We start from the raw sequence: 16974 nt of genomic DNA on the forward strand, positions 1-16974 counted from the left end.
TCCACAGCATCATGTGGTGCACAGCTCGCGTCAAATTCGGTGATAATTTACCTCAAAGCGCGAACTCGGCTCGTCGTACCCACTTCGCGTTGTGGTGGTATTCAGCCGCCGCCTGCCGCAGAATTGTCGCGCTTGAGTAACAGGGTGGCGCCATGGGCCAATTCCTTCTGGTTGATTCGCGTAAGCTTGACGGCTTCGAAGGTCTTCACCAGGCCGTTCACGGCTCGCACGTCGATGTTATGCAGCTCGGGCGCGGGCGATTGCGCGGATCGCTGTCCCATGTCGGCATCGGCGATTTCTCGCTCAGCATCGGCACCTTCAGCGTCGGCATGCGTACGCAGCGCGTCGCCAGCGACGACAAGCTGATCATCGGGATGTTGCTCGCGGCCGAAGAGCGCGTCACCCACTGGTCCTTCGACATGCGCCTCAACGACGTGCTCGTGATCCCGCCGCTGCTCGAGCATGACGGAATCTTTCACGGTGGATCCGCTTACGCCGCCATGCGCTTCGACATCAACGAGGTCGCATCGCTGTTCGGCGGCGAAGCGAGGCTGAGCAATCCCGACACCTGGCGCAGGCGCGACCATTTCCGGGCGGACCCCGATGGCGGCGCGATCGCCGCACATCGTCTGGTCCGGATCATGTCGCATCTGCGCACCTACAGGAGCGGCCTGACGCCCTCGACCGCCGATTTCTGGAAGCGATCGATCGTCGAATGCATGGCGGCCAACGTGATGTCGTCACTGCCGCCCGACGACACCGGCTGGCTGCCTTCGGCAAGGCGGCTGATCCGCCGGGTCGAGGAGTATCTCGACGAGGCCGGCACGCGCCCGGTGCATGTCTCGGAGATCTGCGCCGCTCTCGGGGTGTCGCGCCGCACCCTCCATCGCGCGTTCCAGGAGGTGTTCGGCTTGGGCCCGGTCAGCTTCCTCAGGCACAAGCGGCTGTGTGCCGTTCATTCCATTCTGCATGAGAGCGTTCCCGGCTCGACGACCGTGGCCGCTGTCGCCATGCAGCAGGGCTTCTACGAGCTCGGGCGGTTCTCGCAATATTACCATGCGATGTTCGGGGAACGTCCGTCGCAGACCCTGGGAGGACGAACTGTCCCTCGCCTGAGGGTTCAACCCTCTGAGCATGAATTATAGGCGCCTGGTTCGGCTGTGCTGGGGGACGGCTATGGTCCGACCGATTCCAGCTCCACCGGTCGACTGCACAGCCGTGCACCGGGCCCAACGCGGCGGCCGCGGGTAGTGTTGCGCAATTGCAACGCAAGTAAGGCTTTGAATTTGCTGGATTTTGGCTCCCCGGGCTGGATATTTGTTCTTGCCCATACCGGTAACGTATTCAATATGGCCGAGCAAAAAAGCCGTTATAACGCAGTTACGTAGGAGGGCCATTGCCCATATCGTCCATAGCGGTTACTGCTAGCGCGTACCCCGATAGCGGGGAAAAAGCGGGGAAGCTAGCGGGGATACGAAATGGGGAGCCACACCTTAAATGCGCTAACGGTGAAGGGCATAGCGGCGAGCAAATCCATAAAGCTACGCGATGGGGGTGGTCTCTGGTTGGTCACCAAAGGCAACGGCCGATACTGGATTCTGGACTATCGCTTCGCTGGCAAGCGCCGGGAGATGGGCATTGGCCCATTGCACACTATAGGGCTCGGAGAGGCGCGCCAGAGAGCCGAGGGAGCCCGCGCCCTACTCCGACGTGGCATTGATCCAATCGCCCACCGGGCCGTTGAGGCGATTGAGGCGGCCAAGGTGACGGCCAGTGTGATGACCTTCGGCAAATACGCCGACGCATACATAGACGCCGCCGTGAAGGCCGGCCGGTGGCGAGGTGCCAAGACCGAGGCCGGTTGGCGGAACACCCTCACCAACCACGTAAAGCTGATGCGCGGCAAGGCGCTGGCGGACATCGACATACAGGACGTGCTGGCGGCTGTGCGTCCCCTCTGGGGCACCAAGCAGGAGACCGCGGAGAAGCTCCGCTGGCGCATTGAGCGTGTGCTTGACGCAGCCAAGGTTGAGGGGCTGCGTAGTGGCGACAATCCGGCCGCGTGGAAGGGCAACCTGGAGCACGTCCTCCACAAACCGGACGAGTCCACGCGCGGCCATCACGAAGCCCTACCCTACAAGGCCGCGCCCGCCTTCGTGGGGCGCCTGCGCGGCACCGACACGATAACCGCGAGAGCGCTGGAATTTCTTATCTTGACGGCCACCAGAAGCGCCGAGACCCGCCTAGCTGTATTTGATGAGTTTGACCTTGATGCCGCTACGTGGACGATCCCTGCCCCGCGCACGAAGGAACGGAGGGAGCTTCGAGTCCCGCTCTGCGATCGCGTAGTTGAGATCGTGAAGGCGATGAAGGCACAGTCACTCAATCACCTAGTATTCCCGGGCGTGCGCGCCAACCGACCTATATCCGATATGACCTTCGGAAAGGTAATCGGTGCCCATGGCGGTGGTGACGCGACCACGCATGGTTTCCGCAGCACCTTCAAGGATTGGGCAACCGAGGAGACCGAGCACGAGAACTACGTGTCGGAAGCCGCGCTGGGCCATGCTGCAGGTGATACCGTTGAGCGCGCTTACCGCCGGGGGGATGCCCTTAAGAAGCGCCGGGCGCTGATGGATGATTGGGCCGCCTACTGCGGCGGAAAGTAGAGCCCGCCCCAGCTTTGCGGCTGGAGCGGGCCTCGGCGGCGCAGGCTTGATGGTTGTCAGGTGACTGGCCGCCGAATCTGTCTTGCGATTATAGCGCGAACGCCCCAGGCCGGGATGCCACGTCCTCAACCACCCTAAGCAGTGCCGCCGAGTCCTCACGCTCCATGGCCCATTCCAGGCTCTGGGCAATCGCGACGGCGCGCATCTGGCTCTCATCGGTACGCGTCAGCAGCGCAGCCGTGGCCGCGCTACGGGCCGCGTACAGCCCCCCCTAGCAGGCGCGCCGCCCATGCGTCGGCCGGTCCGCTACAGCCCACGATGCCCCCGAGCGCTTCACTGAAAACGCCCCATGGGGAAAGCTGGGTGTTTGTTTCCGCTCAACGCGACACAGCTTCCGCATTTCGGCAATTGCCTGAAACGACGTGAAGTCTTTTCCAGCGATGCGCTCAACGGCGAGCCGGCCGCGCTCGGCCTCTCGCCTTAGGCTGCTCGCGGTCATCCCTCCATCGGGAAAGCCAGTTTGGCAATCACCGCTAGGCGGCGCGGTGTATCGTCGTTCCAGTCAATCGAATCGGACATACACAGAGCATGGCCAACGAAGATGGCGAGTGGATGGAGCCGTCCATTCCAAAGACTAGTTGCCCTCCCCGATTGGCTCGCCTTATGGTGGCGGCGGGTTGGGGGGAAACGGGCGATGGAATACCTTAAGCTACTGGTCGAATTCGTGAAGGCGGCAGCATGGCCGTTCGCCGCAAGCTGGATCGCTTACTATTTCCGCGATGCGATCGTCGCTCAGCTCCCAAGGGTAACGAAAGTTGGCCCTGTGACGCTCGATCCCCTGCCATCTCAGGCCAATGTATCGGCGCCGAAGGTGAATAGTGACGCCATAAAGAAGGTCGAAGCAGCCATTCCGGTCGACCTGCTAAAAGAAGGCGAAATTATTATCCAAGGGCTCTTCCCGAATAGTCACGACAGTGAGCTGCTCACACTATCATCAGGCCTGTTGATCGGAGGTCTTTTCGAACGCACCTACAACTTCATTTTTGGCAGCCAGATACTTCTTTTAGAGCGTCTTAATTCAAGTCCCCTGTCCATGGATGACCTGAAGCGATTCTATGAGCGAGCAAGGGATGCGTTTCCCGAGATCTACAAGAATTACACTTTTGAGCAGTGGCTCAATTTTCTGGAATCTTTTACGCTTATTACCCGAACTCAGGACGGTTCGCTATTCGCGATCACACCGCGCGCGCGCGGTTTTCTCCGTTACATCATCGACAATGGCTACACGACACAGAAGGCCGGTTGAGATGTTGGAATAGGCCAACATCCCGAAACGCGCTCAAACGAGAACCAAATGACCACCGAAAACATCAACGTGAACTTCAAGTGCCCGAAGTGCGGCTGCACCGAGATCACCCTGCCCGATAACCACACTGATGACTCGCACGCCACCTGCAAAGATTGTGGTGTCGACTTTGGTCCCTATGGTGACATCAAAAGGCGCGCCGTCGAACTGGTTAAGAGCGACGTAAATAGAAAGATCAAAGAGGCATTCAAAGGCGTAAAGGGATTCAAGATAACTTAGTCACTCACCTCCGCCGCTTCCGCCCGCCCCTCAACTCCATGCCTTGCGATCTCTGCACCGGAGCCGTCAACCACGACTACGACCGTGCCACTAGCCCGATCGTAATCGGGATCGCTGGCGATATCCCGAGCAACACGGGCGCCGTATTGGGCCGCTAGTTCAGCAGAGCCAAATAGCTCCCCCACATCGTCCGCCTGTGTCTCTCCGTTGTGGAAAATCGGGAAGTAGTAACGTCGCATAGCCGAGGCCCTCGTCCTTTAGCCGCGATCATGCCCACATCTCGGGACGGCCCGCACCTGTCAAAAACGACAGGGTTCGTCAAACAGCGCCGTCCACCAGTGATTTGCGTACCGCGCGCCATGTGTTAGACCGCGCTCCTATCAATGAAGGAGCGGCGAGTTGGCCAAGAAAAAGAAGACTGTTCGTCGCGAGTGGACGAAAGACGACCTGAAGACGCTGAAGTTACTTGCGAGGCAAAAGACTGGTGTCACGAAGATCGCAAAGAAGTTGAAGCGAACGCCGGGCGCGACGGCGGCTAAGGCATTTGTTCTTGGCGTGTCGCTCAGCACGCAATAGGCGGGCACCTACTAGTCATCCGACAGCGCTCGCTTGCGCGGAACCTTGATCTGATGGGATGCCGCGCGATGCGACGCGCTTTTCTGAGCGCCGTTGATCGCGCGCGGCATTCGTTAAGCATTTCCCGGTTATGCGGATGCCATGTTGCGGGCGTTGGGGCAGTTGCTGTTGCGAGGTGCGGTAAGCGTTGCGGGCGCCGCTCTGACGGCCCTCTGCATCGCTGGTGTTCTGTCGTTGGTGGCGACGCACTTTCCGACCAAAAAACAAGCAGTCGTCGAAACCATCGCGCTCAAGATCGGTTGCCTACCCAGCCGCTGCGGTACGAGGGTGAACACTGAGCATTAGCGGGATCAGCGATGCTTTCCAGGATCGAATATCCACACTGGTTTATGCTCGCCGGAGCTGTCCTCGTGCTGGCGGGATTGATCGGATGGGCATTCCAAAGAAACCGACAAGCTTCCAACGATAGCGTGCGAGAACCCGCCGCACCTGAAATCGACCAACCGGCCGTCGAACCGGAGGCGAGTCCCAAATCGCGTTGAGAGGACCAAATCAAGGCCCGTCAATCGTTGGGGCCTAGAGAGCGCAGCCCTTACATGCGGACAGAGCGACAGGCGCCAGCGTGACTCGGCGGGCGGTTGGGTCGCGGTTTCAAATGCTCACCCCACCCGCAGATTTTCCGCCGACTCTTTTCCGCGATTGGATACGACGTCGAAGCTAACCTTGGCTCCCTCTGCGAGCGAGGTGAAACCAGCTTTCTCGACTGCCGAGATGTGGACAAATACGTCCTTGCCGCCCGAATCTGGTTGAATGAAACCGTACCCCTTCGTCGGGTTGAACCATTTTACCGTCCCCAAAGCCACTTAACTTCTCCATATTTGAAAACGAAAACTAGTGCCGGAATTCCGACAAAAGAAAGGCTGGCCCGGCGCAAGCTGAAGAGGGATCAATGATCGTCTTTGTGTACGTTAACACCGCCAAACAGGTCGGCGACGTCGATCAGATTAAGGTCTTCGCGACGGTCGATGCCGCGGAAACGTGGTTCGAGGAGAACGATCCTGAGGGAGTGGCATTCGAGTACGACGTGATAGGCTCACCAGCTTGATCCGCGGCGCAAGCTGCCGTGCACTTTCATCATTTGAGGATTCGCGATTATGCCCAAGGAAAATTGCCTGATCGTCCGTGCGGCCGGAAAACAGCTCGATCTACTGCGCGGAGAAGCTTCCCGAATTGCGAAGGAGAATAAGGTCGACTGGTGGATCGATCGGGCCGACGTCGGCATGGTCTTCTGCTTTGAAGACTCGAAGGCGAAAGATGCTTTCGCGCTCACTTGCGACAGCTTCGGCGTTCCATGCCAAGACGGGTTAGCCAAAAAGAAACCCGCGACCAGCTGAGGCGAACTGGCGCGGAAGCATTGCCAACCGAGGCGGCCCTACGAGAACCGACCCATCGCCCAACGCGCGTTAGACGATGAGCGGTTCCGGGTGGATGGCGCGAACCTAGGAACGAGCCACAGACCGATTGCTCAATCTTTCTGTCGGACGATCGTTCCTATTGAATGACCAACCTCGGGATCCAGCTGACGGCCTTACAGGAAAAACAGGCCAATGACGGTAGCCGCTACCGGCAGCATCCCCAGCACGATCACAACGCCACGATAGACCAATTCGTTACGCATCGGGAAAAAGTAGCACGGCTGGAAGCAGCATGATGAGCAAAATTGCTCCCTTCGCGACTTATTGGGCCAGCAGGTAGGGTAGCCGGCTACCATCATCGCCAAGGAACAGACGATAATAGAGCGCGTATCGGTCCATCGTCGTCAGCTATTCTGGCGGCCGCAACCCGGGCGATCTCAGCCACTCGCTCATGTGTGAGCCGGTCTCAGCTTGCCGAGCCCTGCGGAGGAGATCCTCTCGTTGAGGACAGTGGGGGAGGGTTTTGGCTTGTTCGCGGAGGCGTTTTGCTTCTTCGGCAAGTCGTTCTTCCAGTGACACGGTCTGCGTGAAACGACGGCGCTGTTTCATGACACAACCTCGTCTTTACGGGTCCTAACCGCAGGATTTGAGTTCTCGCGAGCTTAATATGCAGACAGGGCGCCTTCAGTTCCAAAGTTAACTTTTCAAATCAAACCACCGTGAATTTCAAATCAGGCCACTGGCCTCGGAAACAGGCCAGCGCCGGCAATGAGGCGGCCTTACCACATCATGGATGCGATTACCGCGAGGGCAAGCGCGGTTGATGCCCATACCAGCGATTGATAAAGCCAGAGCTGACGGCGGGTCATTTGCTGCGCCTCCCTGACAATACGGAGGGAGCGCTCGGCAGCGCGGGTCCAATTGAGCTAAATCCATGAAACGCTCTTTCGAAGAGAACGAAGGCGATCAGTGCTACCGGCACAAGGCCAAGCACAACTACCGCGATACGAAACAACCATTCACGACCCATGAGTGATCATAGCAACCGGTTTCAAGGGCAAGCTATGCATTTTGGCCAATTTCTTCAGAGCCGCGAACCCACCTCAGGACAGCACCCATGCGGCGAGGCGCCACGCTATCCAGGCGAGCGCGCAGATCCAGCCCAGCGTTGCGATGCCCGCCAGGCCGAGCACGCACAACGCGAACAGCGAACTTTCCGAATCCGGTACGTCGGAAAGTTCTTCGGTCGCCTCAACCTGGTTCACAACATCCCCTTGCCTTGCGGCCTGCTGGGCATCGGTCTCCGCTCGTTCCGGACGTGAGACGCTCTGTCTGCCCAGACGGGCGAGCGTACGCTGATCCCGGATACTCATGGATGCCCTGACGGTTGGGAAAAACTGGCAACTCGTCGCCCGGTGATTGGTTGCTATCAGAAAAAGGCGCTTGGGCTCGCTCCTAAAATACCCACGGATGCGACCTATGCAGAAAATCCGGGAACGGCTGGTCCATGATGCGCTCCATGCTGTGCAGGCGGGAGCCCTATCGGTCTCTCAGCCACCGACGCCCACGGGCAGTGCCTCAGCCGGTGATGGAGCATAGATGGTCCCCGATCTCTCTCTGCAGCCGCGCCCTAATCTCCAGCACGACCCCAACTGGCTCGCGGTCACAGCAGATCAATGACCGCGGCTGGCGGTCTAGTGAGCAAGCCGCAAATTTGCTCCGGCTAAGCGCTGCGGCCAGGGCAATCTTCAGGTCGCGAAATTTGTGGGGATCTCGCTCCTGCAGGCCGCGCTGGAATAACGCAATTGCCTCCGGTGTCACGTGCACGCTGCTCCTGCGGCGTCTATTCTTCCGCGTCCGAAGCGGCATCAGCGCGGTTGTCCTAACTTGCTCAAAGCCCACGGTGGCCCGTAGCGGCCTGGGCCGTTCGGATTCCGGAAGGCATACTCCTCAAGAAACGCGCGCCCAAACCGCTCCCACGCGGCGCGCGCTTCTTCGCGATCGGGGCGACCGTCGTTATTCAACGCAATTCCCGCCCATCGCAGATCGGAAAAGCCGTCATGTCCGGTCTCAAACACCTCGTCCCAATCCTCGGGAGCGGCAACCGCGCGATGCTTATTCTTCTTGGGGCGTGGCGGCATTACCCGCCCCGTGCCGCGCGATCTCTGCTCCCGAGGCGTCAACCCCGATTACGACCGTGCCCGCAGCACAGTCATATTCGGGATCGTTGGCGATATATCGCGCGACACGCGCGCCGTATTGGATCGCTAGTTCAGCAGAGGCAAATAGCTCTCCCACCTCGTCCGCCTGTGTCTCGCCATTGTGGAAGATCGGGAAGTAGTAACGTCGCATAACCGCGGCTCTCGTCCTTTAGCCGCGATCATGCGCTCAGCCCGGGAGGTCCGTACCTGTCCAAAACGACAGGGTCCGTGCAGCCGCGGCGCTAGCAAACGGGCTCGCGTCATCCAACTCACGACGCCCTCCTCCGCACCTCTCCTTGCGGCCTCACCGGCTTCCCCGCCCGATCCTCCCGCCAACGATGCACCGCGCGCCGCGTCACGCCATCCGCGGTCACCGTCGTCAGCACCGATGGCCGCCTATGTAATGCCGGCCATCGCTGGCTGGGCGGCGCCGCTGGACTTCCATCATGTGCAGTAGATCCACCTCCGCGTTGCGCGCATCGCGATCCGCGCCAATTTGCCATCCCGCGGCCAGTAGATCTTCAACCGGCGGCGTCGGCATAGCCGCGATTGCTAGCGGACTCTGCTGGCTGGAACCTGCAGCGAGCGAAAAAATTGACTCGTCAGGGAGGTTCCGATGACACAGAAAAATCGGACGCCACGTGGGTCGAGCACAATGGATCCCGTTACTGGTTCCGGCGCCAGCCAAGTTCCGACGAAACCGCACGACTCCGGCAGTCAGGCGAATGAAACTGTCGATGGCCTGGACGCTCAAACCGAAGCGTTGCGGCACGCGGCAGAAGATACGCCATCTGCTGCAGCACCTGACGACGAAGAAAAAGTGCCGGTCTTTGACCGGGCTGGTGCTGCGCCGAAAATCTGAGCGAGAAGACTGCCATGCACTGGCGCAAAGTGCCGAGCAGAACGAGCGGCAAGGTCTTCGATGTCGTGGTCTTGGCGTCTACCGCCTCAGTCGCCGTTTCGATTGTCTTGCTGGTTCTGCATTTTCCCGCGTGTCAGCCGAAATAGATAGAACTAGCTGTTCGTTGTCGGCCATTAAATCTCCGTAAGTGCGCAGAGCGTTTGTTGCGTATATTGCGCCATGTTGTTAGACCGCGCCTTCAACATGGAAGGAGCGCCGTTTTGGCCAAGAAGAAAAAGCTGGTTCGCCGCGAGTGGACGAAGGAAAATATCAAAGAATTGAAGGCGCACTCCAAGGCTCGCACGCCGGTCGTCAAAATCGCCAAGATGACCAAGCGAACCGAAGGCGCGCTACGTCAGAAGGCGATCGTGTTGGGTATCGGCCTGGGGGCATCAGCGGTAAATTGACGCTGGCTTCGTTGAGGGAGCCGCCAAATTTCGATATTGTTTTAACGCTCGCATCTGCGCCGATCAGGTGCAGACTACTGCGTCCGTCAAGGCAGCCGGAGCTTTTAGCTTTCGCGGCCTTGGGGTTGAGGGCTCGCCTTCGCCAACCCCGGCGAGTCCCACCTCAGTCAGCGAAGCTGACGCATTTAATTGTCCCACAGTGTAACATCGACGACATTGCGCCCCGCCCCGCGCTGTAGGCTTCATCTCGCCGGGGCTGGACCCATATTTCACTTATAAATTTTAACCCGGCAGCAGGCCGCAGTGGTTCGCCGCTGCGGCCTTTCTGTTGAACAACACAATGGGCGCATCACCCGATGTCGTTTTGCGTCGTGTGAACCTCTTCACATGGGTATGACAACAGGACGGTTAATCTCCAGTCGCTGGCGAGAGGTTTCAGTTACAGCGGGAGGCGGCCGTGGCAGCAGACACAAAGGCGGACGACTGGTTTATTGCTGCGCACGTGCTGAGGGTACGCACGTCGTCGGGCACCGCATCGATATCGTTTAAGATTGGCAGCAGGGTAGCTAACATCGCAGCACTGTTGGGTTGCTCCGGACCAATCTCGGGAAGTGGTGTTGCGGACACGGACTTCCAATTAGACACGCAACTTATGCGCACCTTCAGCGGCCCATTTTCGTTGAAGGACATTAAGGGGCATCGCGGTGACGTCACGCAAAACGTGTCCTTTTCACCAGATGACTTGTCCGGCGTGGCATTCAATAAGAGTGGAAGCGTCTTTTTTAATTTCGATTTACCCAACACGAATCCGATGACCTTTACGATCAGGGGCCAGTGGATGGTAAAGATGGTCCTTAATCTTGGTACGACGTTCGTACTCTAGTCCCATCCTCGCGTCTTGACATGAAAGTTAGTCGAACAGGTCATCGGCTTCTTCCTCTGGGCAGACGCCTTCGCTTGTCGGGCAGTTCCTCCCTCATTTACCCTACCGCTCAAGCTTAATTTCAGCCTTCGATTGCTCGTCGGTTGCCCGATTACGCTGTCGTCACCGGACGAGTTGCCCTGTCCGGATTCAGCATGGCGACGCCGGCGTGCCATCATACTCGGCGCGTCGGCTTCGTTCTTTCCAACGGAGACCTAAGTGTGGCCCTACGGAATCGCGGCGCTGTGCGTCGTGCTCTTGATCGTCGGAGCGGTCGCCCTCATTTTTCTCAGCTTCGATTTTCCGGACGAGCCTAAGGCCTAAGTTTAGCAGTGAGGCGCGTTGAAATGATCGTTGGGCAATGAATTTCCTCACGCGGGTTTGCACGCCACGCCTCATGTGTTAGACCGCGCTCCTATCAATGAAGGAGCGGCGAGTTGGCCAAGAAAAAGAAGACTGTTCGTCGCGAGTGGACGAAAGACGACCTGAAGACGCTGAAGTTACTTGCGAGGCAAAAGACTGGTGTCACGAAGATCGCAAAGAAGTTGAAGCGAACGCCGGGCGCGACGGCGGCTAAGGCATTTGTTCTTGGCGTGTCGCTCAGCACGCAATAGGCGGGCACCTACTAGTCATCCGACAGCGCTCGCTTGCGCGGAACCTTGATCTGACGGGATGCCGCGCGATGCGACGCGCTTTTCTGAGCGCCGTTGATCGCGCGCGGCATTCGTTAAGCATTTCCCGGTTATGCGGATGCCATGTTGCGGGCGTTGGGGCAGTTGCTGTTGCGAGGTGCGGTAAGCGTTGCGGGCGCCGCTCTGACGGCCCTCTGCATCGCTGGTGTTCTGTCGTTGGTGGCGACGCACTTTCCGACCAAAAAACAAGCAGTCGTCGAAACCATCGCGCTCAAGATCGGTTGCCTACCCAGCCGATGCGGTACGAGGGTGAACACTGAGCATTAGCGGGAACAGCGATGCTTTCTGGGATGGAGTATCCACACTGGTTTATGCTCGCCGGAGCTGTCGAGCTGTCCTCGTGCTGGCGGGATTAATCGGATGGGCATTCCAAAGAAACCGACAAGCTTCCAAAGATATCGTGCGAGAACCCGCCGCACCTGAAATCGACCAACCGGCCGTCGAACCGGAGGCGAGTCCCAAACCGCGTTGAGAATCAAGCCCGTCAATCGGCCTAGAAGGTTTAAGCCCGGCCGCCGGCTTACGCGAGCGATCCGCCAGGCACCAGTGAACCGACGGGATAATCTTCCGCCCGGCGCTTTGCATATCTTTGCCGCGATCCTGCCGCCCCAATTCCCGGCGTCGGATCAATTACCGCTCTTCAACGATTTTGCGGTGTCCAGGTGCTTTTGCAACGTATCTATCTGGCCGGAAGCATATTCTCCAGCAGCATCCTTACTTTTTGATGCCTTCTTGTACTCGGCGATATCCGTCTGGTGGTCTGCGACCATGTGGGTAGCGAACATCTTATCGAAACCCGCGCCGGTCATTTTTGACATCTTGTCATGGTCAGCTTTTTGCTTCGCATTCGGTCCGCCTGGTGAGTTCATTCCCAGTGCTTGGGCAGCATTTAATGCCTTCTGATTGGCGGCAGCGTGGTCTGTAGAGAGCATCCTGCCAAACGATTTGACGGCGTCGCTTTGACCGTTTTGCTGCGCCAGCTCTCCCATGCTCACTTCAGCGAAATTGCCCTCGATTGCCTTCTTAAGGAAGGTTTCGCTTTGCTTGTCTTTCGCAGATGCGCTGGCAATTGAGATTGCCATCAAGGTTGCTGTCCCGAGTGACATAAGCATTCTGATCATCGGCAACTCCTGTGGGTTGTCTGTCGATGAACACGTCAATTGCGGAAGAGGTTCCAATTGAGGATATGGCGCGTTGGATCTGGCGGACGCCTCTTGGGTTCGGACGCAGGACCTACCGCAGGATATTAGTAGGCCGAAGTCGGCACGATCCCCGACAGGAACCGAATAGTGCGGGCGCTATTAGCTCGCTATGAGCGATCGGGTCCTGTATGAAAGCAGCAATGGCGACGTCTGGTCTTTGGCGCGACATCCAGCTTCGAGCACGCCAGTCGTGAAGCATCAGCCGAATGCCGGCTCAGGAGGACGGACCTCGTACATTGAAATCGGCCGATTCCTGCGCGACAGCGTAAACGGTCCGGAGCACCAGGCGCTGCTCAACCTGATCGGGACTTTGATACCAGACTAAGGAGGACGCAATGATGCGGTATCCTTGGACTTTAACGGCAACGCTTTTCGCAGTCGGCGTCATCGCTTGGGCTGTGCTGGCTGAGCGCCCTCCAGAGAACCCGCTCCGGATCGAGGCTTCCCTGACCATAGCCGCCGACCCCGACCTTCGATTGGTCTCAGAGCGCAGCCCTTACATGCGGACAGAGCGATGATAACGAACAGCGCCCAGCCGCCAGCGTGAACCGGCGGGCCTTTGTGATGGACTCGCGATCGGCTTACCAAGGAAGATAGAGCGCGACGAACAGCGCCAGGCCGATCAGACCGCACGCCCACGCGACCGGGCCAATTGGTGTCTGCGTATCCACGATACCCCCAAAAAACTGCGAACTCGACTCTGAAGGGCGGCCCGCGCCTCGATCTCGTCCACGGAGCGCCTACAATCCTCGGCGACCTTCAGTAGTCCGATCCGCTCGATATCCATCGTGGCAAGCGCGGCCTCAGCTAGACAGATCTGCTCTATCCGCCGGAGCTCTTTCAGGTCTCGTTTCATCGGCCATGCCCCCCATTGGCAGATGCTGATCCCTTTGTGGTGCAAAACTGTGGCAATAAAACTTATGCGAGTAAGCGTGCATATAGTTCCAAGATTTGCCGCAAGGTCCACGATGCCACTCGCAGAAGTGCCTTTTGTCACAGCCGGGTCGGCAGCCCGAACGGCCCACACCCGCGACGCAGTAGCTCGCACGCGTTCCGTGGGCGAAAACTTGCTGTACTTAGAAGCGGTCCGCTGGGTCGGACCGCCGAGTAGCCCGTTCGATGCGTCTTAACCGTGCCTTAAGGCGCTCGATCTTGAGCCGAGCCCTGCGCATGGACGTGCGCCGAGTTTCGGTAAGGCCTGAGAGACGATGTATTGAGCTGCGCCAGCACTATTCGGTTGGCATTTGTCATTCGAAGCTCGGTCGAAGAAAACCCGCCGACCTTGCGAGCCGGCGGGAGTTTTGACTGAGATATTGGCAATCGGCGGGCACCGATTACAGGATTAAGTTAGCGGAGTCGCCGGCCGAGCGCGAACCGCGGAATCGTCTTCAGCGCTTCAGCCGACGGCGGTGCGTCATCAGCCGCTGCCGGTCGCGCCTCCTATGGGCTCGGCGACGGCGGCTTCATTGGTCCACGCTGGGCCAGGATGCGCCTGATCTCGGCGTCAATCGCCTGATCCTCCGGCGAAAGTGGAGCATACCTCGCTGCGAGCTGTTCGGCACTCGGCAGCTACGTCTGTCGGCAGCGGCGCTCGTTGAGGCCCATCAGACGGCAGCCGAGCATCCGGTCGAAGCTGATGCGGTGGCGCTGGCAGTACTCGGCAAGGTCTTTTGGCGGGTCCGGCCAACCCTCGGCGGCGCCCCTGTGTGCTAATAGCTGGCGGCTTTCCCACACTCATGAGCGGCAGTAGCCCGCGCTCTCGACGAGCCACTTCACGCCCTGCCGCCTGCCGGATATACACGGGTGAACTCTCCTTGGCGCTTGATGCGGTCGTAACGAAACGCGCAGCCATGCGCGCGGGCAAAGACTCCTGCCTCTGCAATCGCGAGGGCACGCGTACCGCCGAACGCGCGCTCAATGTATCGGCCGCGAACTATCAGCCGCTCGTCCATCGCGAGAACATCCAAAACACTCGCCAGCCGGAGCAAGTAGTCTTCGCGCGTCTCCATGAAGGCCGGCCATCGTGAGGTTTGTCTTGCCGCGATCCTGCCGAAAGCCAACCAGCGTGAACGAGCATGCTGTCAGCTAGCCAACACTAAGATTCTTTGCCTCGGTCTTCCCTTTCCGGTGTCCTGACGGCGCGGCCCGTCAGTTATGGGAAGCAACCAGCTGCGCACACCGAGGACACACGCCGTCGGCCGCATCCGTGAGTTGGCGCACAATCTCCTCCATGAGATCTTCACGCTCCCAGCACGTGCCATCACTCTTGGTGATGCTTCTGGCGCGGTAATAAGCATGTGTTTCGGCGTCGCTGTCTCCGACGCGGATCATGACCTCGGGATGGAAAGGACAGAGGGCTATAGCACGCGTTGTCAGCAATGCATAGCGCATGGTCGATTCGAGATTGTCGGTGTGGAGCGGCATCATAGCCTCCTGCTTCGGGCCGCAAGCGTATGTGAGCGCGCAAGCAAAGGCGCAGCTCAATTCTGACTCTGCCTTACGCTTGACCTCAGCGTCCTCAGCGTCGCGCGGCACAATGCATGGCGCGACGCCATAGCGATTACTTACGCTCGGCGTCAGCCTCCTGCTCAAGCCGCACAATATGTGCGCGCAGCGTGTCAAACCGCTCCTCGGCAACGTCGCTGAATAGCGGGTCATTGTGACTCGTTGCGGCTGAAGCGATCTCAGTCCAATCTTGAGGCTTGAGAACCTTAAGTGCCACGGGAAAAAAATCGCGTTCTTCCATCCTCATGTGACGGCGCTCGTGCGCGATAAAATCCCGAACGATAAGATCCACATCTTCGCGCAGAATCTCACGTTCCGCGAGAACGCCGTCGACCGCCTGAGCGACGCGGCGCAAAAGTTGGGCCCCTTTCTGGTGTTCGCGAGCTAGATCGCCGACCTTCGCAGCAGCAGCCGGATCTCGTGCCCTCAGCTTGGCAAATACCAAGTCTTCCTGGGGATGATGATAAACTTCTGGGTAGACTTCGAAGTAACTGATAACCGCGTGAATGACCTCGTAGTCAGCACGGTCCCCGCGGTCGAATACCTCGAGTTCCCGCTCGAGGATGGCCAGCAGCTTCTCAATGTTGAGATGCTCTTGGGATAAGCGCTCTATGATCATGGCAGAGCTCCATAAACCAGTCTCCAGTATAGTCTTTGGTCCGGTGTCAGCATTTGCCACAGATCAATCCGAGACAACTTAAATCGGCCGCCGGCTTTCCCGACGGCAGTCTCAGCCGTGCCTAAAGCTCGATCACGACATTGGACGGGAGCGCTTCTTTCGCTCTGTGGCTGCTCAGCTGAAAGTAGGGCTCGCCAACTCAGCCAGCCCCGGCGGCCTTCGCTCTTCGCGTGCCGTGCGCGCGGTTAGTCCTCGTGACCGCACAAAGAGACTGTCGGTTTCGTTGAGAGGGCGATGCGTGCGGACGGCAATCGCGCTGCCATTCGCTAAAACGGAGATGCCGGCATGTCCTGTCTCGATGAGCAGCATTAAAGAAACTATATGATCTCCGGCTCATCCGAAAGTCAGCACAACTGACCGGGTATCGCGACTCCTGAGACGACCAACCAGCGCGTCGCAAGGTCCGCTAATGGGATGGACCGGCTGCTTCCTCCGCGGGATCAGTCTGGAAAGACTACCCTGCAGCATCCGGAGAAACATCCCATGGACACCACCACACAGCCGCTGGCCTCGATCGGCATCCATCGGGAAGGAAGTCTTCCACGTCGTCGGCTTTGGCACGGACGGCAAGATCGCGCGAGCGTCGACCAGTCGGCACGCCCTTGTGCGGTCGGTGACCGCATAAGGCTGTCATGGGTTGCAGCCAACGTGCGCCGATCGACTTCAACCTCGGACCGGAAGCGGAAGCAATCGGCACCGGCCCGGTCCAGTGGTGCAGAGGACCACTTCATATCAGGCGTTTAGCCAGTGTTCCCTCTTGAAGCCATTGACCCCCGCGCTTACTCGCAGTCCTGGTCGGCCGCCGTTACCTTTTTCTGGGACGGCGCGGGCTCGGCCGCACCGGCCGTCGCCTTCTTTGATTGTTCCGTGGGCGCGGGGCGGGTCTGCTCGACGGTGCCTGCCGTTCGATCCGGTGACTGGGCAGAGGGTGCGGGGTGGGTCGCCTTTGATTGTTCGGCAGCGGTCGGCTGGCTCTGCATCTGGCGCTGAGCATCTTCCGACGACGTTGCGGTATTCTCCGAGGCTTTGCTCATCGAAGATGTCGGCGGTTGCTGCTTAGAATCAGTTGCTGTGGAACCAGTGGTTTGTCCCGTATAGCCCGGGACATTTCCTGATCCTGCATCGCGGCTCACCGTGGTGCAGGGACCGGCATAAACGGAGTTGGCGCTGAAGGCGAGCAACGCACCCAAGATCATAAATCTGTTAGCGATCATAGCCCT

23 protein-coding genes are annotated in these 16974 nt (G+C 59.0%); 12 read left to right on the plus strand and 11 right to left on the minus strand.

Features of this window, described 5'->3' with window-relative positions; genetic code table 11:
• Nucleotides 1-101: 101 nt before the first annotated feature.
• Nucleotides 102-281, minus strand: coding sequence for a hypothetical protein (locus AB7531_RS22730; protein ID WP_441280059.1), 180 nt, complete (start codon nt 279-281; stop codon nt 102-104).
• Between AB7531_RS22730 and AB7531_RS22735 the strand changes: the two genes are divergently transcribed.
• The 4 genes from AB7531_RS22735 (at nt 261) to AB7531_RS22750 (ending at nt 4254) form a co-directional block, all read left to right on the plus strand.
• Nucleotides 261-1145, plus strand: coding sequence for a helix-turn-helix domain-containing protein (locus AB7531_RS22735; protein ID WP_245328431.1), 885 nt, complete (start codon nt 261-263; stop codon nt 1143-1145). The two genes, AB7531_RS22730 and AB7531_RS22735, sit on opposite strands and share 21 nt — an antisense overlap.
• 333 nt (nt 1146-1478) lie before the next feature.
• Nucleotides 1479-2669: a tyrosine-type recombinase/integrase gene (locus AB7531_RS22740; RefSeq protein ID WP_063983348.1), complete on the plus strand. Its 1191-nt coding sequence runs from the start codon at nt 1479-1481 to the stop codon at nt 2667-2669.
• Between the two features lie 694 nt (nt 2670-3363).
• The gene (locus AB7531_RS22745; RefSeq protein ID WP_063983349.1) at nt 3364-3975 is read left to right on the plus strand and encodes a hypothetical protein; all 612 of its coding nucleotides are present in this window, start codon (nt 3364-3366) and stop codon (nt 3973-3975) included.
• 48 nt (nt 3976-4023) lie between these two features.
• A complete protein-coding gene (locus tag AB7531_RS22750; RefSeq protein ID WP_063983350.1) occupies nt 4024-4254 on the plus strand; it encodes an ECs_2282 family putative zinc-binding protein in 231 nt (76 codons plus the stop codon).
• Here AB7531_RS22750 and AB7531_RS22755 read toward each other — a convergent pair.
• A complete protein-coding gene (locus tag AB7531_RS22755) occupies nt 4251-4493 on the minus strand; it encodes a DUF6894 family protein (RefSeq protein ID WP_063983351.1) in 243 nt (80 codons plus the stop codon). The two genes, AB7531_RS22750 and AB7531_RS22755, sit on opposite strands and share 4 nt — an antisense overlap.
• Nucleotides 4494-4653: 160 nt before the next feature.
• Here AB7531_RS22755 and AB7531_RS22760 point away from each other — a divergent pair, with 160 nt between their 5' ends.
• Nucleotides 4654-4830: a hypothetical protein gene (locus tag AB7531_RS22760; protein ID WP_187387677.1), complete on the plus strand. Its 177-nt coding sequence runs from the start codon at nt 4654-4656 to the stop codon at nt 4828-4830.
• 659 nt (nt 4831-5489) lie between these two features.
• Here the strand turns inward: AB7531_RS22760 and AB7531_RS22765 are convergent.
• Complete coding sequence (locus AB7531_RS22765) at nt 5490-5693, minus strand: cold-shock protein (RefSeq protein WP_063983352.1); 204 nt, start codon at nt 5691-5693, stop codon at nt 5490-5492.
• Nucleotides 5694-5779: 86 nt separating this feature from the next.
• On the opposite strand from AB7531_RS22765, the gene AB7531_RS22770 reads away from it, so the two are divergent.
• The 3 genes from AB7531_RS22770 to AB7531_RS22780 all read left to right on the plus strand — a co-directional run bounded on the left by AB7531_RS22770 (nt 5780) and on the right by AB7531_RS22780 (nt 6541).
• Nucleotides 5780-5935, plus strand: a complete 156-nt coding sequence (locus AB7531_RS22770; RefSeq protein ID WP_187387701.1) for a hypothetical protein — start codon at nt 5780-5782, stop codon at nt 5933-5935.
• A gap of 49 nt (nt 5936-5984) precedes the next feature.
• Nucleotides 5985-6224 (plus strand): hypothetical protein, encoded by a 240-nt coding sequence (locus AB7531_RS22775; protein WP_063983353.1) that lies wholly within the window; start codon nt 5985-5987, stop codon nt 6222-6224.
• 164 nt (nt 6225-6388) lie between these two features.
• Nucleotides 6389-6541 (plus strand): hypothetical protein, encoded by a 153-nt coding sequence (locus AB7531_RS22780; protein WP_161495735.1) that lies wholly within the window; start codon nt 6389-6391, stop codon nt 6539-6541.
• A gap of 112 nt (nt 6542-6653) precedes the next feature.
• Here the strand turns inward: AB7531_RS22780 and AB7531_RS22785 are convergent, their stop codons facing one another.
• From AB7531_RS22785 to AB7531_RS22795, 3 genes are all read right to left on the minus strand, one after another.
• Nucleotides 6654-6854, minus strand: coding sequence for a hypothetical protein (locus tag AB7531_RS22785; RefSeq protein WP_084795130.1), 201 nt, complete (start codon nt 6852-6854; stop codon nt 6654-6656).
• Nucleotides 6855-7348: 494 nt separating this feature from the next.
• Nucleotides 7349-7618, minus strand: coding sequence for a hypothetical protein (locus AB7531_RS22790; RefSeq protein ID WP_063983354.1), 270 nt, complete (start codon nt 7616-7618; stop codon nt 7349-7351).
• A gap of 742 nt (nt 7619-8360) precedes the next feature.
• A complete protein-coding gene (locus AB7531_RS22795; protein WP_085398587.1) occupies nt 8361-8597 on the minus strand; it encodes a DUF6894 family protein in 237 nt (78 codons plus the stop codon).
• A 465-nt stretch (nt 8598-9062) separates the two neighbouring features.
• Between AB7531_RS22795 and AB7531_RS22800 the strand changes: the two genes are divergently transcribed.
• The 4 genes from AB7531_RS22800 (at nt 9063) to AB7531_RS22815 (ending at nt 11290) form a co-directional block, all read left to right on the plus strand.
• Nucleotides 9063-9308, plus strand: coding sequence for a hypothetical protein (locus AB7531_RS22800; protein ID WP_135217284.1), 246 nt, complete (start codon nt 9063-9065; stop codon nt 9306-9308).
• Nucleotides 9309-9568: 260 nt separating this feature from the next.
• Entirely contained in the window at nt 9569-9754 is a 186-nt protein-coding gene (locus tag AB7531_RS22805) for a hypothetical protein (RefSeq protein ID WP_441280060.1), read from the plus strand.
• Nucleotides 9755-10211: 457 nt separating this feature from the next.
• Nucleotides 10212-10637 (plus strand): hypothetical protein, encoded by a 426-nt coding sequence (locus AB7531_RS22810; RefSeq protein ID WP_038935863.1) that lies wholly within the window; start codon nt 10212-10214, stop codon nt 10635-10637.
• A 476-nt stretch (nt 10638-11113) separates the two neighbouring features.
• A complete protein-coding gene (locus AB7531_RS22815; RefSeq protein WP_187387677.1) occupies nt 11114-11290 on the plus strand; it encodes a hypothetical protein in 177 nt (58 codons plus the stop codon).
• Between the two features lie 704 nt (nt 11291-11994).
• Here AB7531_RS22815 and AB7531_RS22820 read toward each other — a convergent pair.
• The 5 genes from AB7531_RS22820 to AB7531_RS22840 form a co-directional block, all read right to left on the minus strand.
• A complete protein-coding gene (locus tag AB7531_RS22820; protein ID WP_063983357.1) occupies nt 11995-12489 on the minus strand; it encodes a DUF4142 domain-containing protein in 495 nt (164 codons plus the stop codon).
• A 1853-nt stretch (nt 12490-14342) separates the two neighbouring features.
• The gene (locus AB7531_RS22825) at nt 14343-14579 is read right to left on the minus strand and encodes a hypothetical protein (RefSeq protein WP_085398194.1); all 237 of its coding nucleotides are present in this window, start codon (nt 14577-14579) and stop codon (nt 14343-14345) included.
• Between the two features lie 139 nt (nt 14580-14718).
• On the minus strand, nt 14719-14997 hold the full coding sequence (locus tag AB7531_RS22830; RefSeq protein ID WP_063986383.1) for a hypothetical protein: 279 nt from the start codon (nt 14995-14997) through the stop codon (nt 14719-14721).
• 133 nt (nt 14998-15130) lie between these two features.
• Nucleotides 15131-15694, minus strand: coding sequence for a hemerythrin domain-containing protein (locus AB7531_RS22835; protein ID WP_063983360.1), 564 nt, complete (start codon nt 15692-15694; stop codon nt 15131-15133).
• Nucleotides 15695-16533: 839 nt separating this feature from the next.
• The gene (locus tag AB7531_RS22840) at nt 16534-16968 is read right to left on the minus strand and encodes a hypothetical protein (protein ID WP_187387703.1); all 435 of its coding nucleotides are present in this window, start codon (nt 16966-16968) and stop codon (nt 16534-16536) included.
• Nucleotides 16969-16974 lie beyond the last annotated feature (6 nt).

This window comes from Bradyrhizobium sp. 63_E2_N1_3, assembly GCF_052076005.1.
Taxonomy (GTDB): Bacteria; Pseudomonadota; Alphaproteobacteria; order Rhizobiales; family Xanthobacteraceae; genus Bradyrhizobium; species Bradyrhizobium barranii.